27 protein-coding genes are annotated in these 25,422 nt (G+C 61.3%); 13 read left to right on the forward strand and 14 right to left on the reverse strand.

Going from position 1 to position 25,422, the window contains the following annotated elements; all coding sequences use genetic code 11:
- Nucleotides 1-60: 60 nt before the first annotated feature.
- Complete coding sequence (locus AO388_RS26075) at nt 61-789, reverse strand: pirin family protein (protein ID WP_058417432.1); 729 nt, start codon at nt 787-789, stop codon at nt 61-63.
- A 183-nt stretch (nt 790-972) separates the two neighbouring features.
- On the opposite strand from AO388_RS26075, the gene AO388_RS26080 reads away from it, so the two are divergent.
- The 3 genes from AO388_RS26080 to AO388_RS26090 all read left to right on the forward strand — a co-directional run bounded on the left by AO388_RS26080 (nt 973) and on the right by AO388_RS26090 (nt 5,301).
- Nucleotides 973-1,881, forward strand: a complete 909-nt coding sequence (locus AO388_RS26080) for a LysR family transcriptional regulator (protein WP_054080860.1) — start codon at nt 973-975, stop codon at nt 1,879-1,881.
- A 117-nt stretch (nt 1,882-1,998) separates the two neighbouring features.
- On the forward strand, nt 1,999-2,991 hold the full coding sequence (locus tag AO388_RS26085; protein WP_177343144.1) for an ABC transporter substrate-binding protein: 993 nt from the start codon (nt 1,999-2,001) through the stop codon (nt 2,989-2,991).
- Between the two features lie 39 nt (nt 2,992-3,030).
- Complete coding sequence (locus AO388_RS26090; RefSeq protein ID WP_058417433.1) at nt 3,031-5,301, forward strand: molybdopterin guanine dinucleotide-containing S/N-oxide reductase; 2,271 nt, start codon at nt 3,031-3,033, stop codon at nt 5,299-5,301.
- A 7-nt stretch (nt 5,302-5,308) separates the two neighbouring features.
- Here the strand turns inward: AO388_RS26090 and AO388_RS26095 are convergent, their stop codons facing one another.
- The 4 genes from AO388_RS26095 to AO388_RS26110 all read right to left on the reverse strand — a co-directional run bounded on the left by AO388_RS26095 (nt 5,309) and on the right by AO388_RS26110 (nt 9,788).
- Nucleotides 5,309-6,502, reverse strand: a complete 1,194-nt coding sequence (locus AO388_RS26095; RefSeq protein ID WP_058417434.1) for an acyl-CoA dehydrogenase family protein — start codon at nt 6,500-6,502, stop codon at nt 5,309-5,311.
- A 21-nt stretch (nt 6,503-6,523) separates the two neighbouring features.
- Nucleotides 6,524-7,513 carry an ABC transporter substrate-binding protein gene (locus AO388_RS26100; RefSeq protein ID WP_058417435.1) on the reverse strand — a complete coding sequence of 330 codons (990 nt, stop codon included), beginning with the start codon at nt 7,511-7,513 and terminating at the stop codon, nt 6,524-6,526.
- Nucleotides 7,514-7,599: 86 nt separating this feature from the next.
- Nucleotides 7,600-9,183, reverse strand: coding sequence for a rhodanese-related sulfurtransferase (locus AO388_RS26105; protein ID WP_058417436.1), 1,584 nt, complete (start codon nt 9,181-9,183; stop codon nt 7,600-7,602).
- Nucleotides 9,180-9,788 (reverse strand): hypothetical protein, encoded by a 609-nt coding sequence (locus AO388_RS26110; RefSeq protein WP_003434491.1) that lies wholly within the window; start codon nt 9,786-9,788, stop codon nt 9,180-9,182. Before AO388_RS26110 ends, AO388_RS26105 begins: the two co-directional genes overlap by 4 nt.
- Nucleotides 9,789-9,995: 207 nt before the next feature.
- Here AO388_RS26110 and AO388_RS26115 point away from each other — a divergent pair, with 207 nt between their 5' ends.
- The gene (locus AO388_RS26115; protein ID WP_044309947.1) at nt 9,996-10,901 is read left to right on the forward strand and encodes a LysR family transcriptional regulator; all 906 of its coding nucleotides are present in this window, start codon (nt 9,996-9,998) and stop codon (nt 10,899-10,901) included.
- A 65-nt stretch (nt 10,902-10,966) separates the two neighbouring features.
- On the opposite strand, the gene AO388_RS26120 is transcribed toward AO388_RS26115, so the two are convergent.
- Nucleotides 10,967-12,055 (reverse strand): LLM class flavin-dependent oxidoreductase, encoded by a 1,089-nt coding sequence (locus tag AO388_RS26120; RefSeq protein ID WP_003434496.1) that lies wholly within the window; start codon nt 12,053-12,055, stop codon nt 10,967-10,969.
- A 257-nt stretch (nt 12,056-12,312) separates the two neighbouring features.
- On the opposite strand from AO388_RS26120, the gene AO388_RS26125 reads away from it, so the two are divergent.
- From AO388_RS26125 to AO388_RS26140, 4 genes are all read left to right on the forward strand, one after another.
- Nucleotides 12,313-13,170: an ABC transporter permease gene (locus tag AO388_RS26125; RefSeq protein ID WP_058417437.1), complete on the forward strand. Its 858-nt coding sequence runs from the start codon at nt 12,313-12,315 to the stop codon at nt 13,168-13,170.
- Between the two features lie 4 nt (nt 13,171-13,174).
- The gene (locus tag AO388_RS26130; RefSeq protein ID WP_058417438.1) at nt 13,175-13,999 is read left to right on the forward strand and encodes an ABC transporter ATP-binding protein; all 825 of its coding nucleotides are present in this window, start codon (nt 13,175-13,177) and stop codon (nt 13,997-13,999) included.
- A 51-nt stretch (nt 14,000-14,050) separates the two neighbouring features.
- A complete protein-coding gene (locus AO388_RS26135) occupies nt 14,051-14,353 on the forward strand; it encodes a SelT/SelW/SelH family protein (protein WP_003369824.1) in 303 nt (100 codons plus the stop codon).
- Nucleotides 14,354-14,445: 92 nt separating this feature from the next.
- The gene (locus tag AO388_RS26140; protein WP_003342638.1) at nt 14,446-15,267 is read left to right on the forward strand and encodes a UDP-2,3-diacylglucosamine diphosphatase; all 822 of its coding nucleotides are present in this window, start codon (nt 14,446-14,448) and stop codon (nt 15,265-15,267) included.
- A gap of 10 nt (nt 15,268-15,277) precedes the next feature.
- On the opposite strand, the gene AO388_RS26145 is transcribed toward AO388_RS26140, so the two are convergent.
- Together AO388_RS26145 and AO388_RS26150 are read right to left on the reverse strand one after the other, a co-directional pair.
- Nucleotides 15,278-15,589 (reverse strand): DUF962 domain-containing protein, encoded by a 312-nt coding sequence (locus AO388_RS26145; protein ID WP_003393857.1) that lies wholly within the window; start codon nt 15,587-15,589, stop codon nt 15,278-15,280.
- A 191-nt stretch (nt 15,590-15,780) separates the two neighbouring features.
- The gene (locus AO388_RS26150) at nt 15,781-17,235 is read right to left on the reverse strand and encodes a TrkH family potassium uptake protein (RefSeq protein ID WP_003369828.1); all 1,455 of its coding nucleotides are present in this window, start codon (nt 17,233-17,235) and stop codon (nt 15,781-15,783) included.
- A 173-nt stretch (nt 17,236-17,408) separates the two neighbouring features.
- Here AO388_RS26150 and AO388_RS26155 point away from each other — a divergent pair, with 173 nt between their 5' ends.
- A complete protein-coding gene (locus AO388_RS26155) occupies nt 17,409-17,969 on the forward strand; it encodes a nitroreductase family protein (protein ID WP_003369830.1) in 561 nt (186 codons plus the stop codon).
- On the opposite strand, the gene AO388_RS26160 is transcribed toward AO388_RS26155, so the two are convergent.
- From AO388_RS26160 to AO388_RS26185, 6 genes are all read right to left on the reverse strand, one after another.
- Nucleotides 17,970-19,319 (reverse strand): sensor histidine kinase, encoded by a 1,350-nt coding sequence (locus AO388_RS26160; protein WP_044309943.1) that lies wholly within the window; start codon nt 19,317-19,319, stop codon nt 17,970-17,972. It abuts the gene before it with no gap.
- A gap of 86 nt (nt 19,320-19,405) precedes the next feature.
- Nucleotides 19,406-19,891, reverse strand: coding sequence for a Spy/CpxP family protein refolding chaperone (locus AO388_RS26165; RefSeq protein WP_003369834.1), 486 nt, complete (start codon nt 19,889-19,891; stop codon nt 19,406-19,408).
- Between the two features lie 186 nt (nt 19,892-20,077).
- The gene (locus tag AO388_RS26170; protein ID WP_003434516.1) at nt 20,078-20,755 is read right to left on the reverse strand and encodes a response regulator transcription factor; all 678 of its coding nucleotides are present in this window, start codon (nt 20,753-20,755) and stop codon (nt 20,078-20,080) included.
- A gap of 7 nt (nt 20,756-20,762) precedes the next feature.
- Nucleotides 20,763-21,176: a hypothetical protein gene (locus tag AO388_RS26175; RefSeq protein ID WP_003369839.1), complete on the reverse strand. Its 414-nt coding sequence runs from the start codon at nt 21,174-21,176 to the stop codon at nt 20,763-20,765.
- Between the two features lie 146 nt (nt 21,177-21,322).
- Nucleotides 21,323-21,622 (reverse strand): YciI family protein, encoded by a 300-nt coding sequence (locus AO388_RS26180; RefSeq protein WP_003369841.1) that lies wholly within the window; start codon nt 21,620-21,622, stop codon nt 21,323-21,325.
- Between the two features lies 1 nt (nt 21,623).
- Nucleotides 21,624-22,220, reverse strand: a complete 597-nt coding sequence (locus AO388_RS26185; protein WP_003314713.1) for a septation protein A — start codon at nt 22,218-22,220, stop codon at nt 21,624-21,626.
- A gap of 65 nt (nt 22,221-22,285) precedes the next feature.
- On the opposite strand from AO388_RS26185, the gene AO388_RS26190 reads away from it, so the two are divergent.
- From AO388_RS26190 to scpB, 4 genes are all read left to right on the forward strand, one after another.
- A complete protein-coding gene (locus AO388_RS26190; RefSeq protein WP_003369844.1) occupies nt 22,286-23,149 on the forward strand; it encodes a PHP domain-containing protein in 864 nt (287 codons plus the stop codon).
- A gap of 13 nt (nt 23,150-23,162) precedes the next feature.
- Nucleotides 23,163-23,792 carry an L-threonylcarbamoyladenylate synthase gene (locus AO388_RS26195; RefSeq protein ID WP_003434523.1) on the forward strand — a complete coding sequence of 210 codons (630 nt, stop codon included), beginning with the start codon at nt 23,163-23,165 and terminating at the stop codon, nt 23,790-23,792.
- Nucleotides 23,793-23,911: 119 nt separating this feature from the next.
- Complete coding sequence (locus AO388_RS26200; protein ID WP_170846047.1) at nt 23,912-24,610, forward strand: segregation and condensation protein A; 699 nt, start codon at nt 23,912-23,914, stop codon at nt 24,608-24,610.
- A gap of 15 nt (nt 24,611-24,625) precedes the next feature.
- Complete coding sequence (gene scpB / locus AO388_RS26205) at nt 24,626-25,393, forward strand: SMC-Scp complex subunit ScpB (RefSeq protein WP_003369852.1); 768 nt, start codon at nt 24,626-24,628, stop codon at nt 25,391-25,393.
- Nucleotides 25,394-25,422: the final 29 nt, after the last annotated feature.

Genomic DNA, 25,422 nt, shown 5'->3' on the forward strand with positions numbered 1-25,422 from the left:
AAGCCAGATGTTTTAACGTTATATAAAGGAACGCCACTCTAAGAGCGGCGTTTTTTCATTTCAGGCTCGAGGCATCTGCGGCAATTCGTTTGCTCGCATGTCGAACACCAACACCTCTGCGTCAACCCCTGCGCTCAGGCTCAGAATCTGTTCGTCGCGTACACGCACGCCATCCCCTTCACCCAGTTGCTCGCTGTTGAGCACCACACTGCCACGGGCAACGTGTACGTAGGCATAGCGGTTGGCTGCCAGCTTCAGGGTCGCGCTTTCATCGCCATCGAACAGACCGGCATACACTCGAGCGTCCTGGCGCACCTTGAGCGCACCGTTCTCGCCTTCGGGCGAAATGATCAGCTGCAAGCGGCCGCGTTTCTGCTCTGGGCTGAAATGCCTCTCCTGATAGTCGGGCGCCGCGCCTGCAACATTCGGCACGATCCAGATCTGCAGAAAATGCACGCCCTCGGTCTGCGAATGGTTGAACTCGCTGTGTGCCACACCCGTGCCGGCGCTCATCAACTGCACGTCGCCAGGGCGAATCACCGAGCCAGTGCCCAGTGTATCCTTGTGTTCCAGCGCGCCTTCCAGCACATAGGAAAAGATCTCCATGTCCCGGTGAGGATGCTGACCGAAGCCTTTGCCTGCACTGACACGGTCGTCGTTGATCACCAGCAGGTCGGAAAAACCCTGTTCCTGCGGATTGCGATAGCCGGCAAAGGAAAAGGTGTGAAAGGATTTCAACCAGCCGTGGTCGGCTGCACCACGATCAGAGGCTTTGCGAAGAGTCAGCATGATTCTTTCTCCATCTATCGACGCTGCACATTCAGCAATCGATCACGTAGGAGCAAGAGTACGGCTTATCGACTGTCGCAATAAGTAGCTGAAATATGAATAACTGTCTCGCTGAGGTTGACAGTACCCAGCGCTGCGTTACGCTCTGTCGAACGCCATTAGCGCTTGATCAGGTCGCAACATATGAACCCTTTCGAAGACATGCGCATGTTCTGCCAGGTGATGGAGTCAGGCAGCCTGACCGCCGCGTCCGACAAGCTGGGCCTGTCCAAGCAGTTTGTCAGCCGGCGCCTGATGCAACTGGAGGAGCGGCTGGGCGTACGCCTGCTCAACCGTTCGACGCGACGTCTGGATGTCACGCCGTTGGGGCAGAGTTACTACGAATCCGCCCTGCGCCTGCTGGCCGAGCTGGAACAGGTGGAGCAGGGCATCGCCGGGCAGAACAACGAACCGCGTGGCACCTTGCGCGTGAGTGCGCCGCTGTCGTTTGCCGTTACGCACCTGGCGTGCCTGCTACCGCTGTTTTTGCAGCGCTATCGCGACGTGGCGGTGGAAGTGGACCTGAGTGATCGTCCGGTGGATGTGATCAGCGAAGGCTACGACGTGGTGCTGCGTATCGGGGTGCTGGAAGATTCCAGCCTGATCGCCCGGCGCATTGCCTCGATCGACCGGGTGTATTGCGCCAGTCCGGCGTACCTGGCCGAGCGCGGCACACCACAAAGGCCCGAAGACCTGCACACCCATGATTGCCTGCCCTATGGCCACAGCCGTCAGGCGCAATGGCGTTTTCAGGGGCACGACAAGCCTTTGACCCTCAATGTCAGCGGGCGCATGCGTGCCAATAATGGCGAGTTGCTGAGGGAATCGGCGATTGCCGGGCTGGGCATCACCTATTTGCCGACCTTCATTGTTGGCGCGGCGTTGCGCGACGGCAGCCTGGTGCGGGTGCTGGACGAGCTGCGCCCCGAGCCCTTGACGCTGTCAGCGGTTTACCCGCAACACCGTCAGGCGTCGCGACCGGTGCAGGCATTCATCGAGTTCCTGCGCGAGCGTCTGGAGTCAGGCATTGAGCTGAATGATCGGCAAGCTTGAAGCAGGCTGGCGGCCGATCTGTTGATGATTAACTTGCATCTTAGGCTAGAACAAAAATGAATTTAGCTAATTTTTGTTCGGGTGTTAGGGTCGTTGCCGATCATTTCGATTTGCCCAATGCCTGTGGAGAACGTACCTGTGCCAACGACCCTCGTCCTTTGGAGCCAACGCTTGCTGAAGGGGCTGGCGTTGGGCCTTGTGGCCTCGCTCAATACCCAGGCGGCCAATCTGATCGTCGGCGATCAGAGCTACAGCGCGCGTACCGTGATGGAAGCCGCCGGGGTGCTTGAGAATTTGCCTTACGAACTGGAATGGAAGCAGTTCACCGCAGGCTCGCCGGTCGCCGAGGCCTTGAACGTCGGCAGCCTGGACATCGGCTTGCTGGGTGATTCGCCTGCGCTGTTCATGGGCGCGCTGGGCGCTCCGATCAAGGTGATCGGAGTGTCACGGCAGAACCTCGACGGCGTTGCCATCGTTGTGCGCAAGGACTCGCCGATCAAGACCGTGGCGGATCTGGCGGGCAAGAAAGTCGCCATCTGGAAAGGTTCGTTCAGCCAGCAACTGATGCTCACTGCACTGGACAAGGCAGGTGTCGCCCGCGATGCCGTTGAATATCGCTACCTCAGCGCACTGGATTCCTCCCACGCGCTGGATGGCGGCTCGGTGGATGCGATTGCCACCTGGGAACCCTATGTGACTCAACAGGAGCGGCAGGGCGCGCGGATTATCGCCACTGCCGAGGGCTTGATTCCTGCGCAAAGCTTCATCGTCGCCAACGATCAGGCGATCAAGGACAAGCGTGCGCAGATCAGCGATTTCCTGCAGCGCCTGCAGGCCGCCCGCGCCTGGTCGGTCAGCGATCCGCAGCACAATGAACGCTATGCCAACGCCTGGGCCGCGCTGACCAAGGCCGATGCCGAGGTGGCTCGGCGCTGGTTTTCCCGTGCTCAGGTGGTGGTCGTGCCGATCACTGCACAAGTAGTTGCCGGTGCGCAGCAGACCATCGATTTTTTCAACAACGCGGGGCTCACCAAGCGTTATCCTGCTGCCAGCGTGTTTGACGAGTCGTTCAGTGCAGCGCTGGCCGATCAGGCGCAGGCAGCGCGCTGACCGAGCGCCTGCCACTGCGCTTATCCGGGGGCCTTCACCATGAGTTTCACATCACTGCATTGGGGCGCTTATCGTCCACAAGTCGAGGACGGCAAGTTGGCCGGGCTGCTGCCCGCAGAATGGGACAAGGACCCTTCTCCGATAGGCGATTCGGTTGCCGACGCGATTACCTCACCGACCCGCATCAGGCGCCCGGCGATACGCCGCAGTTTTCTTCAGCAGGCCGGTGGACGACCCGATCTGCGTGGTCAGGAGCCGTTTGTCGAGGTCTCCTGGGACGTCGCGCTGGATCTGGTCGCCAGCGAGTTGCAGCGAGTCAGGCACGAACATGGCAATCAGGCTATTTTTGGCGGCAGCTACGGCTGGGGCAGCGCGGGGCGCTTTCATCACGCACAAAGCCAGTTGCATCGCTTCCTCAACTGCATCGGCGGTTATGTGTTCAGCACCGACAGCTACAGCCTGGGTGCCGGGCGGGTGCTGATGCCGCACATCGTCGGCAACATGGACTGGTTGCTGGCGGCGCATACCTCGTGGAAGAACCTGGCCGAGCATTGTGAGCTGTTCGTCGCGTTCGGTGGCTTGCCCGCCAAGAATGCGCAGACCAGCCCCGGCGGTGCCAGCGACCATCTGTTGGGCGACGCGCTGCGACGCATGTCCGCCGCGGGCGTGCAGTTCGTCAATGTCAGCCCGCTGCGTGACGATCTGGTTGGCCCGACGCATAACCAGTGGCTGGCGGTACGTCCCGGCAGCGACACGGCGTTGATGATGGCGCTGTCCTGGGTGTTGATCAGCGAAGGGCTGCACAACGAGGATTTCGTCCAGCGCTATACCGTGGGCTATGAGCGTTTTCGCGATTATCTGCTGGGCCACACCGATGGCCAGCCGAAAGACCCGCGCTGGGCCGAGGCGCTGACCGATATTCCTGCGCAGCAGATTGTCGAGCTGGCACGACGCATGGCCAGCAAGCGCACCATGATCAACGTCGCCTATTCATTGCAGCGCTCGATACACGGCGAGCAACCCTTCTGGATGACGGTGACCCTGGCCGCGCTGTTGGGGCAGATCGGTTTGCCCGGTGCCGGTTTCGGCCTGGGGTATGGTTGCATGAACAACACCGGCAGTGGCCGCAAGGCGTTCTCGGGGCCGCGCTTTTCCCAAGGCAGCAACCCGGTCACGGACTTCATTCCGGTCGCGAGGGTGACGGATATGCTGCTCAATCCCGGCACACCCTTCGATTACAACGGACAGCAGCGCACGTACCCGGACATTCGCCTTGTGTACTGGGCGGGTGGCAATATCTTTCACCACCATCAGGACCTCAATCGGTTGCTGGAGGCGTGGCAGCGGCCGCAAACCATCATCGTTCACGAACAGTTCTGGACCGCCCAGGCGCGCTATGCAGACATCGTACTGCCGGCCACCACGGCTCTGGAGCGCAATGACATCGGCAGTTCGGCCTCCGACCGCTTCATGATCGCCATGCAGCAGGCGATCGAGCCAGTGGGCGAATCGCGTGACGACTACTCGATCCTGGCCGCGCTGGCCGAGCGACTGGGGGTGGCACAGGCGTTTACCGAAGGCCGGGATGCCCAGGAATGGCTGCACTTTATCTACGACGAGTCTCGGCAACGGGCCGAAACGTTTGGCATCACCCTGCCGGAGTTTGAGCAGTTCTGGCGTGAAGGTGTACTGGAAATAGACTACCCGCACACCGACAACATACTGCTCGAATCCTTTCGCCAAGACCCAGACGCGTATCCGTTGCCGACACCGTCCGGGCGCATCGAAATTTTCTCCGAGCGCATCGCAGGCTTTGGCTATGCCGATTGCCCCGGTCACCCGGTGTGGCTGGAGAAGCCTAGGCCAACCCACGCGCTGCACATGCTGTCCAACCAACCGAAAACCCGTCTGCACAGCCAGTACGACCACGGCAGCTACAGTCGCTCCTCGAAAATTCAGGCGCGCGAGCCGCTGACCCTTAATCCGCTGGATGCTCGCGCACGCGGACTGGTCGATGGCGATGTGGTCAAGGTGTTCAACGAGCGGGGCGCGTTTCTGGCCGGGGTGATCGTCTCGGACGGCATTCGCCCCGGCGTAGTGCAGATTGCCACCGGGGCCTGGTTCGACCCGCTGGTGCACGGCGAACGGGGCAGCCTGGAAAAACACGGCAACCCGAATGTGATCACCGAAGATGTAGGCGCCTCCAGCCTGTCACAGGGCTGTGCAGCGCAGACGGCATCGGTGGACATCGTCAAATGGGACCAGGATCTGCCGCCGGTGACGGCGTTCGAACCGCCGTCACTGCTCTGACAGGGGGTTAATGGTCTTTGCTGCGCGCCGCAAAGGCCGCCCTGCCCACGCCCGTCAGTACTGCGTCGTTCTGTGGGGTGTGCACCCGACCGCACAGGACGTTGCGGTAGTGGCGCTGTAATGGGTTGCTGCGTGACAGTCCCGGATTCCCCGAAGCCTCGATGGCCAGCTCTACCGCGCGGATGGCGTTGCCGGTCACCAGGTATTTGATCTGCCCGGCGTGCTGGGCAGGTGTGTGCCCGTGGGCAGCCGATTGCAACAGGCTGCGATTGGCGAACAGCAGGGTATCGATCTGCCCGACGGTTTCCTGAAAGCGCGGCAAGGTCGACAGCGACGCGCCGAGGTTGGAGGGCGTGCGCTGTTCCAGCCAGTGCACCAGCCAGTCGCGGGCGGATTGAGCGATGCCGTCGTAGACCGACGACAGCAGCACCGACATCCACAGCAGGCCCGATCCATCCAGTTCGGATTGTGGGGCGCTCCACGGGCTGACGCTGACGGCGTGATCAAGTGGCACCAGCACGTTGTCGAATCTGACTTCGTGGCTGCTGGAGGCGCGCATGCCCAGATGATCCCAGTCCTCAATGACGGTGATGCCCGGCGTGTCCTTGTGAACCAGCCAGCTGCCCACCAGCGGGTCATCGTCATCGCTGCGCGCCCACACGGCAAACCAGGTCAGACCGTGGCTGCCGGTGGAGTAGATCTTGCTGCCGCTGATGCGCCAGCCTTGAGCGGTGCGGCGCGCGATGGTGCCTGGCAGGCCACCCCGCGCGGGCGTTCCCAGATCGGGCTCGACGCGCAGAGCGTTGATCAACGCGCCCTCGCGCACGGCTTGTTCGGCCACTTGCACGCGCAGATGGCTTGGCCAGTTGCGGTTCTCCTGCAGCCTTGAATGCTGCAGGTATTGCATGACCAGAATCAGCGCCGTCGACGGCTCTCCCCTGGCCACCGCACTGATCACCTGTTGAGCACGGGGCAAGTCGGCACCGCCGCCGCCCAGTTCGGTCGGAACGGTCAGGCCAAGCAGGCCGTGAGCGTGCAGCAACTGGAAGTTGGCATGGGGAAATTGCGCGCTGATGTCGTATTGCTCGGCGGTTTCGGCCAGTGCTGCGGTCAGTTCCGCCAGCCGTTTGCTGAAGTCCTCGTCGGACTCGGGCGCGTTATGCAACTGGCGCGGGATAGGGCGCAGGGGCGAGAGTGTCATGCGGTGTCCTTGTCGCAGCGTTTATGGGGCGGTGGCCTGCGCGATCTGCGCGCGCGATGCGTTGAAGCTTTTGTCGAAGCCTGTCGAAACGTCGATCCGTTTGCTCAGGATGCCTTCAGCCAGGTAAGTGTTGGCCGTGTTTTGCAGGCCCTGGACAATCTGATCGTCAATCGGCGTACGTTGCATTTTCGTCGCCTTGGCTACCGCCAGATGCACCGCCAGGGGCAGGCCGGTGACTTTCGCCTGGGCCGCTGCGTACTCCTCGGGATGGGCGTTGGACCAATTGAAGGCGCGTTCCACACGCGCAACGAAATCGTCCAGTTGCGCGCGCTTGCCTTCGATGGCCTTGCTGGTTGCGGCAAGGTAGAGGTGGTTGCTCAGCAGTTCGCTGCCGCTGACCAGCACCCGCGCGTCGCTTTGCGTGATGGAGATCGTGGTGTACGGGTCCCAGGTCGCCCAGGCGTCCGCATCGCCACTGTCCAGCAGCAGACGCGATTCACTGGGTAGCAGATTGATGAAAGTGACGTCACTGGTTTTCAGCCCGGCCTCATGCAGGGCGCGGATCGCCAGATAATGGCCGATGGAACCGCGTCCGGTAACGATGCGTTTGCCCTTGAGGTCGGCAACGGTCTTGATCGGCGAGTCCTTGGGCACCAGCACAGCGGTGGTGAAGCGGCCCTGGGCATGGGTGATGCTGACCACTTTCAAGGGTGCACCCGCGCCCAGAGCGAATACATAAGGCGCATCACCCAGCGCACCGATATCCACCGCGCCCGCATTCAGTGCCTCTCCCAGCGGGGCTGCCGAGGGGAATTCGGAAAACTGGATCTCGTAAGGCACGTCTTTGAGCTCTCCGGAGACCTGCAGCAGGATTTTCAGCAGCGACTTTTGATTGGCGACCAGCAGCGGCGCCTGCTCGGCAGCCAGCACCTGCTGACCTGCCAGCAGGCTGAGCAATGCGCCCAGCAGCAGGCTTTTAAAGGGGCGGGCGGATTTGAAAAAAGGCAGCATCGAGGTGTTTCTCCATTGAGTTGATTGGTCGTCCAGACACCCATCGTTCCTCACGCAGAGCATTGGCACGATGGTCGTTTATCCGCTCAAATCACATAAAACCCGTGTGTGCCGTCACGTCCCAGTTGCTCCACCAGGCCGAATTCCCAGTCCAGATACGCCTGCATGGCTTCGCGCGGTGCGTCGGTGCCTTCGTACGGGCGGCGGTAGCGATCGATGCGTGGCGAGGCCAGTCGGCTTTCGCCGTGTTCCAGCGGCAGACCGGCCTTGATCCAGCTTGCGGTGCCGCCTTCGAGCAGAAACACCGGCTTGTCGGTCAACGCTTCGAGGTCGGCTACGGCAAAGCGCGCCAGACGGCTGCTGCCGCAGGTCAGAACATAACGGTCAGCGGGTGGCAGCTTGCCCAGCGCCTGTTTGAGGTCGGCGCGCAAGGTCCACCAGGCACCGGGAATGTGCTGTTTGACATAGTTGGCGCTGGCGGTGAAATCCAGCACCGCCACGTTGACCTGTGTCTGCCAGTGGGCGAGGGTCTCGACGCTGATCGCCTCCACCTGCGGTGGCGTCGGGAAGGGCGCGTCCCAGTCGCCCTGTTCGCTGAAGTCTGCTGCATCCAGGTCATCGAGCACCGACACGTCCCAACCCAATTGCGCCAGCCAGGACGCCGACATGTTGGCGCGTACGCCGTCGTCGTCCAGCAGAGCGATTCGCGCACCGCGTACGCTGGCGAAATGATCGGTTTCCTGCACCAGTTGCCCGCCCGGTGTAGAGCGCGCGCCTGGCAGATGGCCTTTGGCAAACTCTTCCGGGGTGCGGACATCGAACAGGTAAGTGGTGCGTGACGCATCGGCTTGCCAGTTTTGCAGATCAGCACGGCTGGCACGTTTGACGCTGGCGCGATCGGCCACCTTGCGGGCATCGGCACTGGCGGTTTCGCGGGTCTCTTCACTGACTGCCGCAAAGCGCCGGTTCTGGCCATGGTCCAGCGTCTGGCCGGCCAACAGCCAGCCAATCGTGCCATTGCGCAGCGCGTTGATCGGGTTGGGCAGGCCCGCGTTGACCAGTGACTGGGTGCCGATGATGCTGCGCGTGCGACCGGCACAATTGACGATGATTCGAGTAGAGGGATCTGGTGCCAGCTCACGTGCCCGCAGCACCAGTTCGGCGCCCGGTACGCTGATGCCGCCGGGAATGCTCATGGTCTGGTATTCGTCATAGCGCCGGGCATCGAGCACCACCACGTCGGCATTGCTGTCGAGCAGGCGCTTGACCTCTTCTGCGGCCAGCGACGGGGTGGCGCGGTGATGCTCCACCAGCTCGCCAAACGCCTTGCTCGGCACATTCACGTCGATGAACAGTTCGCCGCCAGCCGTGCGCCAGCCCTGCAGGCCGCCGTCGAGCAGCTTCACGTTGCTGTAGCCCAGTGTCTGCAGGCGTTGCAGGGCGACCTGCGCCAAGCCTTCGCCATCGTCGTACAGGGTCACGGCAGTGTCGCGTCGCGGAATGCGGGAGAAAGCCTCCAGCTCCAGCTTCGACAGCGGGATGTTCACGGCAAACAGTGGATGAGCCTGGGCAAAGGGGGCCTCTTCGCGGACATCTACCAAGGCCAGCTCCTGGCGGTCCAGCAAGGCCTGGCGAATATCGGCGAATGATCGGGTGGCAGATGTGGTCATGGGGTCGGGCTCCCTGTTGGCTGATCCTGATGGGCAGTGGCTGCGGCGTTCGAATAGCCGGAAATGAACAGTTTTTCGGTGCCGTCGAGGTCATAGACCGCACGCTTCACGGTGCCGATATCGGCGCCGTAAACGTGGATGCTGATCGACACCTGATCGCTGAAGGCGTTGCTGACCTGATGAACATCGTTGCTGTGCGGTGACAGCGCCTCGACCTGGCCGGGTTGCAGGCGAATCGCCGGGCCGCTGGTTTCCAGGCGTCCTTGCGCGTTGCGAAGGTAACCCTGGGAATCTTCCGCGCCGCGCAACATGCCGATCAGCCCCCACACGCGATGGTCGTGAATCGGCGTGCGTTGCCCTGGCCCCCAGACGAAACTGACTACCGAAAAGCGCTGCTGTGGATCGACATGCAGCAAAAATTGCTGGTAGCGATTGGCATCGGGTACGGCGAACTCTTCTGCCAGCCAGTCATCGTGGCTGACCAGTTGCGCCAGCAGCTTGCCGCCGCGGCGCAACAGATCGCCTTCGTGCGGTTCGCTGCCAAGCAGTTCGGTGAGTGCATCGATAAAGGCCCCGAGTCGTTCCGGGTGTCGGTTCTGAGTCATGTCCATTTCCAGATCAAGGCCGGGCAATGGTTTGATATAAGCATAATATGGATATTTAATATGCTATTTTTTAATGATTAGGTTATAACGAAAACGTCTTTTACTTCTTTGTGGTAATCCGCGAAATCTACGCTCGGGCTATCCATGAGCGCCTGCTGGTACTATGCTTTTTGCCTATGTTTAATCTCTTCTTTATGTGCGGTCCGAATGAAAATTGATGATATCGATGCGTTCGTTGCAGTCATCCGCTGCCAGTCGATCAGCCACGCCGCTGAATCGCTGGACCTGACCCAGCCCGCCATCACGCGCCGGGTGCAGAATTTCGAGCAAGCCCTCGGGGTCGAGCTGTTCGACCGCAATACCAAGCCGCTCAAGCCGACCCCGATGGGTCTTCAGGTGTACCAGAAGTGCCTGGCGATCCTGCGCGAGATGGATTCGTTGCGCGAGCTGGTGGCCAGTGACACGCCGCCCAGCGGTCTGCTGCGTCTGGGCGTGCCACAAACCATCGGTGACGTGGTGCTGCTCGATGCGCTCAGGCAGTTGCGTGGGGAATTTCCCGACCTGCGTGCTCAGGTCAGCACCGGTTGGGGCAGCCACCTGATCGGCAAGATCGAAAACGGCGAGCTGGATGCGGCGGCTGCACTGTTTCCGGCAGGCAAGATATTTCCGGACAACATCATTGGTCAGTCGATTGGCAAGATGGAGCTGGTGGTGGTCTGCGCCAAGGGCCTGGTGCCGAAAAAGCCCGGCAAGCTGGCAGACTGTTATGAGCAGGGCTGGGTGCTGAATCCGGACGGTTGCGGCTTTCGTGCAGGTTTGCAGCGCACGCTGACCGATCAGGGCCTGAGCATGAAGGTCAATCTGGAAACCTTCGGCACCGAGCTGCAACTGGGGCTGGTGGCCGATGGCATGGGGCTTGGCCTGGTGCCCAGGCCGTTGCTGGAACGAAGCGCGCACCGCGAGCAGTTGGTGGCGTTGCCGCTCAAGGACTTCAAGCCGGTGATGGACTTGTGGCTGTTCTACCCGCGCTTCCTGGGTAACCTGCAAGCGCCGGTCGAAGCCTTTGGCGCACTGGTTGCCCGCTCGCTCAAGCCGGTCTCGGCCGCCGCCTGAACACCGCATCGCGGGCAGGCGGTCTGGCGCTGGGCGTCAGACCGGCCCGCAGGATATAGGTTGAATCAGGCGACCTGTTCACGAGCCTGCTGTTCACGCTGCGCCACCAATGCGCGAGTCAGCGGGATCAGCTTCTTGCCGTAGTCGATGGCATCTTCCAATGGATCGAAGCCGCGAATCAGGAAAGTGGTAATCCCCAGGTCGTAGTAATCCAGCAGCGCTTCAGCGACCTGTTCCGGGGTACCGACCAGCGAGGTCGAATTGCCCTGGGCGCCGAGCAGGCCGGCAATGCCTGTCCACAGGCGCTTGTCCAGGCGCGATCCTTGTGCTGCGGCGGCCAGCAGACGGCGTGATCCTTCATTCGGTGGTTCGCGACGTACGAAGCCGTTGCGGTCTGCCAGGGCCTTGGCCTTTTCCAGAATGCTGTCGGCGCGTGCCCAGGCCTGTTCCTCGGTCTCGGCCAGAATCGGACGCAATGACAGGCTGAAACGAATGGTCCGCCCATGTCTGGCGGCTTCGGCGCGAACCTGTTTCACCACGTCACGCACCTGTTCGTATGTCTCGCCCCACAACGCATAGACATCGGCGTGTTTGCCGGCCACAGCAATTGCCGCTGCCGAGGAACCGCCGAAGTACAGAGGGATATGTGGCTGCTGCGGGGATTTGACCAGTGAGTGCGCACCCTCGAACTGATAGTAGGTGCCGTTATGATCGAACGGCTTGTCGCTGGTCCATTCCTGACGCACCACGCTGAGGTACTCGTCGCTGCGTGCGTAGCGTTCGTCCTTGCCGATGTGGCTGCCGTCGGCACGCAGTTCCTTGTCGTCACCGCCGGTGATGATATGCACGGCAGTGCGCCCGCCATTGAACACGTCCAGCGTCGCGAACTGCCGTGCCGCCACTGTAGGGGCGATGAAGCCCGGGCGATGGGCGACCAGGAACTTCAGTCTGGTGGTGACGCTGGCGGCATGCGCTGCGACCAGCGTGCTGTCCGGGCTGTTGGAGTGGTAGGCGATCAGTGCGCGATCAAAACCGGCATCTTCATGAGCCTTGGCCACGGTCTTCACGTAGTCGGGCTGGATGGTCGCGCCGCTGCGCGGGTGGATTTCAGAACCGGGTTGCGTGGCGATATAGCCAATGAATTCGATGCTCATGAAAACTCCTGCCAATGGTTGAGGTCCGTTCGACCTTGTCGAGAGGCACCATAAAGGCAAGGAGCAGACGATGTGAAATTCGATTTCGGTCTAAGTTAATTATAAAAAATATGCATTATCGTATCGGTTGGTGATCAAATATTTTAACTATTAGCTTAGGTCTAAATCGAATTTCACGTGGCGTTCTTATGCTCATAACATGGCCTTCATAATGCATCGGGTGCGCCTTGCCCGATTTGTCCAGGAAGGATGTACCCATGTCTGACACAACACTCATCCCCGCGGAACCCGGTTTTCTGGTGGTCAATAAACCCGCACAGGGCCGCGCCTCGCAACCGGGTCGCCCGCGCTGGCAAGTGCCGGGCTCTGTCTTGCGCCTGCTCAGCCCGCTGGCGCTGTTGCTGCTCTGGGAACTGGCCTCACACACCGGGCTGCTGCCAGTCCGCGTGATTGCCGCGCCGTCGCAGATCGGCGGTACGCTCTGGTCGATGATCGTCTCGGGCGAACTGGCTCACCACTTGTGGGTTTCATTGCAACGGGCGCTGTTGGGCTTGAGCATCGGCGTCAGTATTGGCGTGGTGGCTGCGCTGGTGACCGGGCTTTCCCGACGCGGCGAAATCGTTCTCGACTCGCCCATGCAGATGATGCGCACCGTTCCTTCGCTGGCACTGGTGCCACTGTTCATCCTCTGGTTCGGCATTGGCGAGTTCACCAAAGTGGCGCTGATCGTCATGGGCACCACCTTTCCGGTGTACCTGAACCTGTTCTCCGGCATCCGCAATATCGACCCGAAACTGATCGAGGCTGCCAACACGCTCGGGCTGAGCCGCCGAGAGCTGATCTGGCACGTCATCCTGCCCGGCTCGTTGCCTGCGTTTTTTGTCGGGCTGCGTTATTCACTGGGGATTTCGTGGCTGGCCCTGGTCTTTGTCGAGCAAATCAACACCACCGCTGGCATCGGTTATCTGGCCAGCGATGCGCGGGACTTCATGCGCACTGATGTAATCGTTATCTGTCTGTTGATCTACAGCGTCCTTGGCCTGGTGATCGACGGCATCATTCGTACGCTGGAGCGCTATGCGCTGGCCTGGCGGCCGACCTTCGTGAGGCATTGAAAACATGGCGACTCTCGATTTGCGCAACACTTCAACTGTCGCGCCCGAGGCAGGGCAGGCACCTGTGCAACTGCGCAGCGTGGTGCGTCAGTTTGGCCGGCAACGGGTCATCGACGGGCTGAATCTGGACATTGCTCCAGGGGAATTTGTCGCCTTGCTCGGCGCCAGTGGCTCTGGCAAGACCACCTTGCTGCGCACCCTGGCCGGGCTGGACGAGATCGACAGTGGCGAACTGCGTGTGCCGGTGGCGCGGGCGGCGGTGTTTCAGGAGCCGCGCCTGATGCCGTGGAAAAGCGCATGGAAAAACGTGGTTCTCGGCCTGCGCATCAACGATGCCAAGGCTCGGGCCGAAGCGGCCTTGACCGAAGTTGGCCTGGCGCATCGGCTGAATGCCTTTCCGGCCACCTTGTCCGGTGGCGAAGCGCAGCGTGTGGCGCTGGCGCGGGGGCTGGTCCGTGAGCCAAAACTGTTGCTGCTCGACGAGCCTTTCGCTGCACTCGATGCCCTGACGCGCATTCGCATGCATCAGCTGATCATCGACCTGTGGCGCAAGCACACCCCGGCAGTGCTGTTGGTGACGCACGATGTCGATGAGGCGATCCTGCTCGCGGACCGGGTCATCGTGCTGGCCGATGGCAGGATTGCCGATGACATTCGCGTCGACCTGCCGCGCCAGCGTGACAGCGGGCAGGCCGGGTTCCAGCTGATTCGCAGCCGCTTGCTGGGCTTGCTGGGCGTCAAGGTGCGCGCGGCTGCCGATACTGCTCCGCAAGCGCCGGAACAGGATGTGACCCTCAGTGCGCTGCGTCGCTTCGCCAGCGCTCGTTGATTCGGCGCACGCTGCGTATCATGGCCGTCTGAATTTCCGAAGGGGACGCCCATGTCTGCCGAAAAACCTGAAGTCATCATCACTTATTGCATTCAATGCCAGTGGCTATTGCGCGCTGCCTGGCTGGCCCAGGAACTGCTGAGCACGTTCAGCGACGATCTGGGTAAAGTCTCGCTGCAGCCAGGCACCGGCGGCGTGTTCCACATTACCTGCGACGGCGTACAACTCTGGGAACGCAAGGCCGATGGCGGCTTTCCCGAAGCCAAAGTGCTCAAGCAGCGGCTGCGTGACCAGATCGACCCGGCCCGCGATCTGGGCCACAACGACCGCCATACTCCGGAAAGTGCTCAGTAATACAGGCGACTGTCACGACATCGCCACGCACGTGTCACATTCGGTTAACCGGCATGCTCCACTCTTCTGGAAACCCTGCCGGAGGTCGTCACATGACCAGTGCTCAGCTCGCCACACCCAGCCGCAAACAACGCGTGCGCACCTTGTGGATTTCCGACGTTCACTTGGGCACGCGCGATTGCCAGGCCGAGCACCTCTCCGCGTTTCTCAAGCGCTATCAAGCTGACAAGGTGTATCTGGTCGGCGACATCATCGATGGCTGGAAACTGCGCGGCGGCATGTACTGGCCACAAGCACACACCAACGTGATTCGCCGCTTGCTGACCATGAGCAAGCGCGGCACTGAAGTCATTTACGTCACCGGCAATCACGATGAATTCCTGCGCCGCTACTCCAAGCTGGTGCTGGGCAACATCCAGCTGGTCGACGAAGTCGAACACGTGACGGCCGATGGACGTCGCTTCCTGGTCATTCACGGCGACCAGTTCGACGTGATCACCCGCTACCATCGCTGGCTGGCCTTTCTGGGCGACTCGGCCTATGAATTCACCCTGACCCTCAACCGCTGGCTCAACCACTGGCGCGCCAAGTACGGCTATGGCTACTGGTCGCTGTCGGCGTACCTCAAACACAAGGTCAAGAGTGCGGTGAATTTCATCAGCGATTTCGAGGAAGCCATCGCCCATGAATGCGTGAAGCGCGGGCTGGACGGGGTGGTCTGCGGGCACATCCACCATGCGGAAATCCGTCAGGTGGGCGGCGTGGAATACCTCAACTGCGGCGACTGGGTCGAATCCTGTACCGCCCTGATCGAACACCTGGACGGCAACATCGAACTGTTCCGTCTGGCGGATGCGCATTTGAAGGCGCAACAGGTTGCTGTCGAGGAACCCGCCAGCGAAACGCTTGCCTGAAGCAAGCGGCCTAGAACGGCACCTTGCCCAGGAGCATGTCGCGGTACATCACGAAGTCGCCGAGCAGGCTGTAAAACGGATGCTTGAACGTGGCCGGACGATTCTTCTCGAAAAAGAAATGCCCGGCCCAGGCAAAGCCGTAACCCGCGACCGGCAACAGCCACAACAACCCCCACCGGCCGCTGCCCACACCAAACGCCAGCAGGAAAATCACCAGCGATGTACCGACAAAATGCAGACGCCGACTGGTAGCGCTGCTGTGCTCGGCAAGATAGAAAGGATAGAACTCGGCAAAGCTCGAAAAACGCCTGATGGTATCCACGGTGCCTGTCCTCGTGTGGGTTCTTATTGTTATACACAAATTTAGCCGGCTGTCGTGCCGATGTGGAGTATTCGAGTCCTGCTCATGTTTACGACTATCGTGCCAACGCTCCGCGTGGGAACGATAAATCAAATGCCGTCTTCGCGAATAAGCGAAGCGTCGCTCGGTCCGCTCCGACGCCCAGCCAGACCTCAATGCCGCCAGAATGCCGGTACACAGAGCACCAGCACAGTAATGATTTCCAGACGGCCAAGCAGCATGCCGCCGGACAGAATCCATTTGGCCGCATCCGGCAGGGTAGAGAAATTGCCCGCTGGCCCGATGACCTCACCCAGCCCTGGCCCTACACCCGATACCGTACTGGCAGCGCCGGTCAGCGCCGTCATCCAGTCCAGCCCGAGCAGCGACAGCATCAGCGCGATCAGACAGATAGTGATCGTAAAGAAAAACGAAAAGGTCAGGATCGAGCGCACGATCTCATCGTCCAGTCGATGGCCATTGTATTTCTGCTTCATCACCGCGCGCGGATGGATCAGTTGATTGAGGTTGGTCTTGAGCAGAATGTAGGCCACCTGAAAACGGAAGATCTTCACGCCGCCCGCTGTCGAGCCGGAACAGCCGCCGATAAAGCCCAGATAAAAGAACAGCATCAGCGAGAAATTGCCCCACAGGCTGTAGTCACCCAGTGCAAAACCCGTCGTCGTCACCACCGAGGTCACGTTCAGCGCGACATGGCGCAGCGCCTCGGTCCACGGCAGGTCCGTGGTGTTGGCGTACCAGACCGTCATGACCAGCCAGGTGATCAACAGCAGCCCGATCAGCCCCTGAACCTGCTCATCCTTGATCAACGCCTTGCGATTGCCGCGCAGGGTGGCGACATACAGGGTAAAGGGCAGACTGCCGAGGATCATCACCACGATCGCCACCCAGTGCACCGCCGGTTGCGGCCATTTGGCCAGCGATTGGTCGGACGTGGAGAAGCCGCCGGTGGAAATCGCCGACATCGCATGGTTGATCGCGTCGAACAGACTCATGCCCGCCGCCCAGAAGGCCAGGCTGCCCAGCGCGGTAAAGCCGACGTAGGCGAGCACGATGAACTTGGCCACCATGTGCGAGCGGGGCATGACCTTTTCCGAGCGATCCGAGGACTCGGTCTGGAACAGACGCATGCCGCCGATGCGCAGCAAGGGCAGAATCGCCACGGCCATACCGATGAAGCCGATGCCGCCCAGCCAGTGCAGCATCGAACGCCAGATCAGAATGCCCGGTGACATGCTGTCCAGGTTGCTGAGTACTGTCGAACCGGTGGCAGTAATGCCCGACATGCTTTCAAAAAACGAGTCGGTGTAACTGATGTGCTGGGTCAGCAGAAAGGGCAGGGCGGCGAAAATGCACACCACGATCCAGCTGGAGACGGTCAGCATGTACATGTCCCGCGGGCGCAACTGAACGTTGTCGGGGCGTCCGGGCACCACCAGCGCCAGGCCGGCGATAAAGGTAATGGCGCTGGCCCACAGGAATTCGCGCAGGTCCTCGAAACGGTCGTAGATGACCAGCGTGGCCATGGGCACGATCATGGCGACAGCCAGGGTGATCAGGAAGATGCCGATAATGAAACCGATGATACGCAAGGTCGGCAACGACATGACAGGCTCTGGCTGGTGTGAGGAAAGGCGCCATTCTACCTGCGCTTGAGGGCATGTAAACCGGCGCCGCCGAGGACCGGCTGCGAGCGCAGAGGTAACGAATTGTCCGTCGCACTCGTTATTGACGCTAAACAGGCTCTAGAATGCTCGATCACTTTTCAAGGAGACAGTCCATGCAGGCGCTCGACGTTTTGCTCAATCGTGTATCGGTTCCACGACTGGTCGACCCGGCCCCGGACGCTGCGCAGCGGGAAATCCTGTTCGGTGCTGCATTGCGCGCGCCGGACCATGGACAGCTCAAGCCGTATCGTTTTCTGACGGTCGAAGGCGCGGCCCGTGACCGCATGGGCGAGATGCTGGCGCAGGCGCTGCAGGAGAGTGGCGCTGAAGTTACCCCGCAGGCGCTGGAAAAGGCCCGTCTTGGCCCATTGCGTGCACCCTTGGTGGTGGTCGTGATCGCGCGCTTGCAGGACCACTTCAAAGTCCCGCACTCGGAACAGCGGATCACCGCCGGATGCGCCGCACATGGCGTGTTGCTGGCAGCGTATGCACTGGGTATCGGTGCGGTCTGGAGGACTGGCGAGCTGTCCTATGCGCCTCAGGTGGCCAAGGGCTTCGGCCTTGAAGCCGGCGAAGAAGTGCTCGGCTTTCTGTACCTGGGCACCCCGCTGAACCCGCCGCGCGAAGCGCCAAAAGTCGATGTGGGCGGGTTTGTCAGCGAGTGGCAGGGCTGATCAGACAGACGATAAACTGAGCGGCTCTCTGGGCAGATCCAGCGTGGCGATAAACCCGCCTTCCGGGTGATTGCCCAGCATCAGGGTGCCGCCATGTCGCTCCGCTGCGCGTTTGGCGATCGCCAGCCCCAGGCCGTGACCGGGCGTGGTCTGGCCGGGGGCGCGGTAAAACGGCTCGCCCAGTTGTGCCAGATGTTCGTCGGCAACCCCCGGACCATGATCGCGGACGCTCAGACGGACGTGATCGCCGACCTGAGTTGCCTGCAGATCGATGCGCTGACCGGAGGGGTTGAAGCGCAGCGCGTTGCGCAGCAGGTTGTCCAGCGCACGTTCGATCATGTCCGGCCAGCCTTTGAACTGCAGGCTGTCCTGCACCTCGACGCGAATGTTCTGGTCGATACCATCCAGTTGGGTGTCGTTCTTCAGGCGCTGCAGCAGCGCTTCGAGGTCGACAGGCTCAGGGCCGCGAAGCTCGGCGTCGAGGCGCGCCAGGGCCAGGATCTCGCTGATCAGCGCCTCCAGCCGGTCACACTCACGGCCCAACCGTGGCCAGAGCTTTTCACGCTCGGCAGGCTCGGCACGTTCAGCCAGCGCCAGGGCGATGCGCAATCGGGCCAGCGGTGAGCGCAATTCATGAGACACATCGCGCAGCAACTGGCGCTGACTGCCGATCAGGCTTTGCAGGCGCGCGCCCATGCGGTTGAAGTCCTTGGCCAGCACGCCGAACTCGTCACGCCGGTTGGCCAGCTGTCCGAGGCTGTGCTGTTGATAGCTGGTTTGCCCCAGGTCGTGCACTGCACCGCGCAGGCGACTCAGCGGTCGTGTAATCGACAGCGTCACGAACAGGCTGAACAGGGTCAGCACCACCAGCGCAATGCCCAGCGCGCTCAGCGGCCACATCAGACTCTGACGGTGCCATTCGTCGAGCTCCGGGTGCGGAACGCGGTAGATGAACAGGTAGGTTTCGCCGGTCTTCGGGCTGCTGTACTCGGTGGCCAGACGGCGCCAGGGCAGTTTGCGCCCCTGATCGTCGTCTTCCCGCTGCCGCGCTTCCAGAGCTGCGGCGCGCGGCGGGAAGGTGCCACGCACCATCGGCTCGCCGCTGTCGCTGAGCACTTGTGTGTCGATACGATTGCGACGTTTGATGTCCTGAAGAAATTCCTGAGCGTTATCCGCGCCCTTGTCCTCGAAGCGTTGCGTCCACTGTTCGGGTAACGAGTTGAGCACCGGGTGACGACTGAGGATCCACGCATCCTGATTGAGCATGTGCCCCATGAGCACCGACAGGCCGCCTACCAGAGCGATGGCCAGCCAGAAGCTGGCCAGGATTCGCCAGAACAATGAACGCACGGGATTTCCTCGGTCTCAGTAAAAAAGCCCGGCATGCGCGTGCATGCCGGGTTGTGTTCAGCTCATCGGGCCGCGAGGCCTGATGGTTACAGCGTTTTTGCTGCTTTTGCCGCTTTCCAGGCCTTGAACTCGGCCCATTCGGCGCGACGCTCATCTTCTTTCTTCTTGATCTCGTCAAACAGCTTCTGCTGGTCAGGCCTCAGCAGTGCACGAACTTCGCTGTCGGTCTTGGAGCGTTTGGCTTCGATTTCGTCGTGCATTGCTTTCTGGTCGGCAGCAGGCATTTTTTCCAGGTAGCTTTGAGTGATTTCGCGACGCTCGTGCCGTTGCTCGCGCATCAAGCGTTCGATCTGCTGACGCTGTTCACGTGTCAGGTCCAGCTCGGCCATCGGTCCCATCGGGCCAGGGCCGCGATCCATACGTGGGCCAGGGCCAGGGCCGCGGTCATCGCGATCCATGTGCATGGCAGGTGCGTCAGCATCCGGGCCACCGGCAGGTGGCGCTGGTGGTGCGGCCATGGCAATGGTCGGCAGGGCAGTGGCAAACATCAAAGCGATCAGGGTCTTGCGCATTGTGTATCTCCTTGTCTCTAGTGCGGCTCGATGCCGATGAGCCCAGTTTAGGGAGATCAAGGTCAAGCGCAGTCAGCGCTTGGTAAAGCTTGTGTAAGGAGACCGTTGCAAGTTGTCAGCTTAAGGCTACACGCCAGAAGCGCCGGGCTTTCAGCTTGCTGCGTCAGGCTTGCCACGTGAAGCGACTCAAAGCGCGTAGTAATAGCCGCGGCTGCGCAGCGCGACGATGCGTGGGCGGCCATCGGCGTGCGGGCCGATTTTCTTGCGCAGGTTGCTGACGTGCATGTCCAGACTGCGGTCGTACAGGGTCAGTTTGCGGCCCAGGGCCAGTTGCGCCAGTTCCTGCTTGTCCAGCGGTTCGCCGGGCTGGCGCATCAGCGCTTCCAGCAAGCGGCTTTCGGACACCGTGAGGGTCAGCTCCTTTTCGTCGACACTGACCACACCGCGCATCGGGCTGAAGGTCAGGTCGCCCAGTTCTAGCTGGCTGGATGATGCGACCGGATGACTGCGGCGCAGCACGGCGCGCAGGCGGGCAGTGAGTTCGCGAGGGTCGCAGGGCTTTGCCAGGTAATCGTCAGCGCCCAGTTCAAGACCCAGAATGCGGTCCAGCGGCTCGCCGCGTGCCGAGAGCATGACCACCGGCAGGTCGGGGTGGTCGGCACGTAATTGCTTGAGCAACTCCAGACCGCTGCCGTCAGGCAGCATCACGTCCAGCACCACGGCAGCGGGTGCGGCGTCGGCCAATGCCTGACGCGCGCTGGTTCCGTCGTGACAGGCGCGCACCTGAAAGCCTTCCTGGCTCAGCCAACTGCTCAGCAGTTCGCACAGTTCCTGATCATCATCAATTAGTAACAGCTCGCTCATGACTCACTCAATTTAGCCACTGCCGACGTTGCCTACGCCAACCGCTGACCAATATACCGCACAGAAGGGCGAACATCGCAACGCCACCGCCTGCGATGAACCATTGTTGCTGCTCGGTCAGCAGGCGCGGGGGCGCTGCGGACAGTGCTTCTTTGAGCTGCAACTTGAGCTTTTGGTTCTCCTGACGCAAACGTGTCAGCAAGGCGTTGTTGCGTTCCGGATCGGCGTTCTGTAACTGCCGGGTCAATTCTTCGCGCTGCCGCTCGCTGTCCTTGAGACGCACCTGGAGGTCGGCCATCTGGCTGGCGGTGCCTGGCTGATGCGAAGACTGTACTGCGCCACCTTCACCGACCGTCTCGGCGTTTACCTGCACACTCGCCGCCATCAATATCGCCAACAGACACCACGTCGCTGAACGCATCTGAACTCCCTTTTACCGAGCCGTGTAAATTCGCACATTGAGCGGGTTATCGGCAGGCAGGCGGGAATGATGAATGAAGGGCGGGGCGGCAGGACGGCCCTGCTTCGTTGGAAGCAGGGCGTGCAGGTGTTGTCGAAGGGCGGGGATCAGGGCAGGACTTGCTTGAACGGCTTGACCACGACGTTGGCATAGACGCCAGCGGCAACAAATGGATCGGCTTCGGCCCACGTCTTGGCGGCGCTTTGCGATTCGAACTCGGCAACGATCAGGCTGCCGCTGAAACCGGCAGCGCCCGGGTCGTTGCTGTCGACTGCCGGGTGTGGACCGGCCAGCACCAGACGGCCTTCATCCTTGAGCGCGTTGAGGCGATCGAGGTGCGCCGGGCGAACGCTGAGGCGTTTTTCCAGCGAGTTTTCGACGTCGGTGGCGATGATTGCGTAGAGCATGTCAGTCCTCGGATTTGGTCGTATTGGGAGCGGTGTCGTGCAGGTGGCGTGACAGGTAGATTCCTTGGCCGACCAGGAAGATCAGGGTCATGCCCAGGCTGCCGAATACTTTGAAGTCGACCCAAAATTCCTGATAAGTGAAGGCCACATACAGGTTGGCTGCGCCACAGAACAGGAAGAATATGATCCAGGCGATGTTGAGCCGGGTCCAGATCGCTGCCGGCAGGGTCAGTGCATGCCCCATGATGCGCTGGATAAGCGGACGGTCGCCGATGAAATGACTGCCGGCGAAGGCGACGGCAAACAGCCAGTTGACCACCGGGGCTTTCCATTTCAGGAAGGTTTCGCTGTGGAAGGCCAGGGTCAGGCTGCCGAACACCAGGCACGCCACCAGCGTGAGCCATTGGCTTTTTTCCAGCTTGCGTTGTTTGACGTAGAGAATGCCGTAGACCACCACCGAACTGATGATCAGCATCGCCGTTGCACTGAAAATGCCGCCTACCATATAGGTATTGCCGAGGATATCCACGGCACGCGGCTCGGTTTTGTAAACGATGAAGAACAGGAGCAGCGGGATGAAGTCGATGAATTGTTTCACAATGGCAGCCAGAAGCAGGATGTGGCGGCATAATAACAAACATCAATGAACACGAAAGCATCACTATGAATGTAGACCTGCACTGCCACAGCACCGCTTCCGACGGGGCGCTCTCGCCTATGGCACTGGTTGCGCGTGCTCATGAAAACGGCGTGCGCGTCCTTTCGCTGACCGACCACGATACCCTCGAAGGGCTTGAAGAGGCCCGTGCGGCGGCGCATTCATTGGGTATGCAACTGGTCAACGGGGTGGAGCTGTCCTGCACCTGGGGCGGCGCGACCATCCATATTCTGGGTTACGGATTCGATACCCAGGCCCCGGCGCTGACCGAAGCCATCGGCCGTTTGCATGAAGGACGCTGGCTGCGTGCGGAAGAAATCAGCCGTAAATTGGCGATCAAAGGTATGCCTGGCGCGCTGGAAGGCGCTCGCGCGATTCAGCAGGAACTGGGTGACAGCGGTAATGCGCCTGCGCGTCCGCACTTTGCCGACTTCATGGTGCGCTCGGGTTTCGTCAAGGATCGCGCCGAGGCATTTCGCAAATGGCTGGGGGCGGGCAAACTGGGCGATGTGAAGCAGCACTGGCCGACGCTGGAGGACACGGTCGCCACCTTGCGGGCGTCGGGTGCGTGGGTCAGCCTTGCGCATCCTTCACATTATGACTTTACCCGCAGCAAACGGCGTAAACTGGTCGGCGATTTCGTCCAGGCCGGTGGGCACGCCATAGAAGTGGTCAATGGCATGCAGCCTGCCGATCAGGTCGGAACCCTGGCTATCCTTGCACGCGAGTTCGGTCTGCTGGTCTCTGCCGGCAGCGACTTCCACGGTCCTGGCACCTGGGGCGAGATCGGTACTTATCGTCCCGTGCCTGAAGATCTACCGCCTTTGTGGTGCAGATTCAAACATGAACAGCCTACTGCCGCCGTCTGAACAGGAAGTAATCGTGAGTCAATTTTTCCAGGTCCATCCGGAAAACCCGCAGCCGCGCCTGATCAAACAGGCCGCTGAAATCATCAAGGCCGGCGGGCTGGTGGTGTACCCGACAGATTCGTCCTATGCACTGGGCTGCCAGATCGGTGACAAGAGCGCCATCGAGCGCATCCGCCGCCTGCGTCAGCTGGACGACAAGCACAACTTCACCCTGATGTGCTGCGACCTGTCGCAGTTGGGGCTGTTTGCCAAGGTCGACACCGGCGCGTTCCGTGCACTGAAGGCGCACACGCCCGGGCCGTACACCTTCATTCTCAATGCCACCCGTGAGGTGCCGCGCCTGGTGCTGCACCCCAAGCGCCGCACCATCGGCCTGCGGGTGCCAAGCCATCCCATCGCCCAGGCCCTGCTGGAGCAATTGGGTGAGCCGCTGATGAGCGTCAGCCTGATCATGCCGGGCGACAGCGTGCCGCTCAGCGATCCCTACGAGATGCGCCAGATTCTCGAGCATCAGGTCGACCTGATCATCGACGGCGGGATCGGCGGTATTTCGGCGTCCACGGTCATTAACCTGGCCGAGGGTGAACCTCAGGTCGTTCGGGTCGGCTGTGGTGATCCGACGCCGTTCGGTGAACGTGCCTGATGACAGCCGTCGAGGCAGTGGACAGCCAGGCAGACGCCCAGCAGGAACTGCCGTTCGCGCTGGTCTACGGGCGTGCTGTCACGCAGATGCCGCTCGACCTGTACATCCCGCCCGACGCGCTGGAGGTCTTTCTCGAAGCGTTCGAAGGCCCGCTTGACCTGCTGTTGTACCTGATCCGCAAACAAAACATCGACATCCTCGATATTCCCGTTGCCGAGATCACCAAGCAGTACATGGGTTACGTCGAGCTGATGAAAACCGTGCGCCTGGAGCTGGCTGCCGAGTATCTGGTCATGGCCGCCATGCTGGCCGAGATCAAATCGCGCATGCTGTTGCCGCGCTCGGCGGAAGTCGAAGAGGAAGAAGGCGATCCACGCGCCGAGCTGATTCGCCGCTTGCAGGAATACGAACGCTTCAAAGTCGCCGCCGAGGGTATTGACGGGCTGAGCCGGGTGGGCCGCGATGTCATCGTGCCGAAACTGGACGCTCCCGAAGCCCGCGCACGCAAGTTGCTGCCGGATGTCAGCCTTGAAGAAGTGTTGATGTCGATGGCCGAAGTGCTGCACCGTGGCGACATGTTCGAAAGCCACCAGGTCAGCCGCGAGGCACTGTCCACCCGCGAGCGCATGAGCGATGTCCTGGAACGTCTCAAGGGCGGCGGTTTTGTGCCGTTCGCCGAGCTGTTTACCGCCGAAGAGGGGCGTCTGGGTGTGGTCGTGACGTTCATGGCGGTGCTTGAGCTGGTCAAGGAGTCACTTGTCGAACTGGTCCAAAACGAGCCCTTTGCGGCGATCCATGTCCGGGCGCGAGCCGAGTAGAGCAAGAACACACCCATGAACCTCAACGAACCCCGCGAACTGGCCCCGCTGCTTGAAGCATTTCTGCTGGCCTCCGGAAAACCGCAGACGCTGGAGCGCCTGTATGAGTTGTTCGAGGAAGGTGAGCGCCCTGAGCCTCCGGTGTTCAAAAAGGCACTCGAGGTGTTGCGCAAGTCCTGTGAGGGGCGCGCCTTCGAGCTCAAGGAAGTGGCATCGGGTTATCGCCTGCAGATTCGTGACCGCTTCTCGCCGTGGGTCGGGCGGTTGTGGGAAGAGCGGCCGCAGCGTTACTCCCGGGCCATGCTGGAGACCCTCGCGCTGATCGCTTACCGCCAGCCGATCACGCGAGGCGAGATCGAAGATGTCCGTGGTGTCGCGGTCAACAGCCACATCGTCAAGACTCTGCTCGAGCGCGAGTGGATTCGTGTGGTGGGCTACCGGGATGTGCCCGGCAAACCGGCCATGTTCGCGACCACCAAAGGCTTTCTCGACCACTTCAATCTCAAAAGCCTCGACGAGCTGCCGCCGCTGGCCGACCTGCGCGAGATGGAAACCGAGCCGGTGCTGGATTTCGAAGAGGCACCGGTGCCTGCGCACCTGCAAGCCCTGGCCGACGCCAGCCTCGACCCGGACGCAGAGCCGGAAGCCCCGCGTGACGAAACCAGCTTCCGCAGCCTGCTGGTGGAACTGGACTCGATGGAGCAGGGCCTCAAGACCGACTTCGACGACCTGCTGCGCGCGGAGCCAGAGCCTGAAGGCGACAAAGGCGACGATGAGGTCTGATTGACTCGCGCTCCCACGCTGAAGCGTTC

Source organism: Pseudomonas sp. ICMP 10191 (assembly GCF_001467335.1).
Classification (GTDB): domain Bacteria; phylum Pseudomonadota; class Gammaproteobacteria; order Pseudomonadales; family Pseudomonadaceae; genus Aquipseudomonas; species Aquipseudomonas cerasi.

Excerpts from the sequence above, each read along its gene's own strand:
- AO388_RS26090 (WP_058417433.1), top strand. The coding sequence starts at position 3,031 with ATGAGTTTCACATCACTGCATTGGGGCGCTTATCGTCCACAAGTCGAG.
- AO388_RS26080 (WP_054080860.1), top strand. The coding sequence starts at position 973 with ATGAACCCTTTCGAAGACATGCGCATGTTCTGCCAGGTGATGGAGTCA.
- AO388_RS26120 (WP_003434496.1), bottom strand. The coding sequence starts at position 12,055 with ATGAGCATCGAATTCATTGGCTATATCGCCACGCAACCCGGTTCTGAA.
- AO388_RS26095 (WP_058417434.1), bottom strand. The coding sequence starts at position 6,502 with ATGACACTCTCGCCCCTGCGCCCTATCCCGCGCCAGTTGCATAACGCG.
- AO388_RS26180 (WP_003369841.1), bottom strand. The coding sequence starts at position 21,622 with ATGCTCTACGCAATCATCGCCACCGACGTCGAAAACTCGCTGGAAAAA.
- AO388_RS26100 (WP_058417435.1), bottom strand. The coding sequence starts at position 7,513 with ATGCTGCCTTTTTTCAAATCCGCCCGCCCCTTTAAAAGCCTGCTGCTG.
- AO388_RS26105 (WP_058417436.1), bottom strand. The coding sequence starts at position 9,183 with ATGACCACATCTGCCACCCGATCATTCGCCGATATTCGCCAGGCCTTG.
- AO388_RS26140 (WP_003342638.1), top strand. The coding sequence starts at position 14,446 with ATGACCAGTGCTCAGCTCGCCACACCCAGCCGCAAACAACGCGTGCGC.
- scpB (WP_003369852.1), top strand. The coding sequence starts at position 24,626 with ATGAACCTCAACGAACCCCGCGAACTGGCCCCGCTGCTTGAAGCATTT.
- AO388_RS26075 (WP_058417432.1), bottom strand. The coding sequence starts at position 789 with ATGCTGACTCTTCGCAAAGCCTCTGATCGTGGTGCAGCCGACCACGGC.
- AO388_RS26125 (WP_058417437.1), top strand. The coding sequence starts at position 12,313 with ATGTCTGACACAACACTCATCCCCGCGGAACCCGGTTTTCTGGTGGTC.
- AO388_RS26190 (WP_003369844.1), top strand. The coding sequence starts at position 22,286 with ATGAATGTAGACCTGCACTGCCACAGCACCGCTTCCGACGGGGCGCTC.
- AO388_RS26110 (WP_003434491.1), bottom strand. The coding sequence starts at position 9,788 with ATGACTCAGAACCGACACCCGGAACGACTCGGGGCCTTTATCGATGCA.
- AO388_RS26155 (WP_003369830.1), top strand. The coding sequence starts at position 17,409 with ATGCAGGCGCTCGACGTTTTGCTCAATCGTGTATCGGTTCCACGACTG.
- AO388_RS26130 (WP_058417438.1), top strand. The coding sequence starts at position 13,175 with ATGGCGACTCTCGATTTGCGCAACACTTCAACTGTCGCGCCCGAGGCA.
- AO388_RS26135 (WP_003369824.1), top strand. The coding sequence starts at position 14,051 with ATGTCTGCCGAAAAACCTGAAGTCATCATCACTTATTGCATTCAATGC.
- AO388_RS26165 (WP_003369834.1), bottom strand. The coding sequence starts at position 19,891 with ATGCGCAAGACCCTGATCGCTTTGATGTTTGCCACTGCCCTGCCGACC.
- AO388_RS26085 (WP_177343144.1), top strand. The coding sequence starts at position 1,999 with ATGCCTGTGGAGAACGTACCTGTGCCAACGACCCTCGTCCTTTGGAGC.
- AO388_RS26170 (WP_003434516.1), bottom strand. The coding sequence starts at position 20,755 with ATGAGCGAGCTGTTACTAATTGATGATGATCAGGAACTGTGCGAACTG.
- AO388_RS26150 (WP_003369828.1), bottom strand. The coding sequence starts at position 17,235 with ATGTCGTTGCCGACCTTGCGTATCATCGGTTTCATTATCGGCATCTTC.
- AO388_RS26115 (WP_044309947.1), top strand. The coding sequence starts at position 9,996 with ATGAAAATTGATGATATCGATGCGTTCGTTGCAGTCATCCGCTGCCAG.
- AO388_RS26175 (WP_003369839.1), bottom strand. The coding sequence starts at position 21,176 with ATGCGTTCAGCGACGTGGTGTCTGTTGGCGATATTGATGGCGGCGAGT.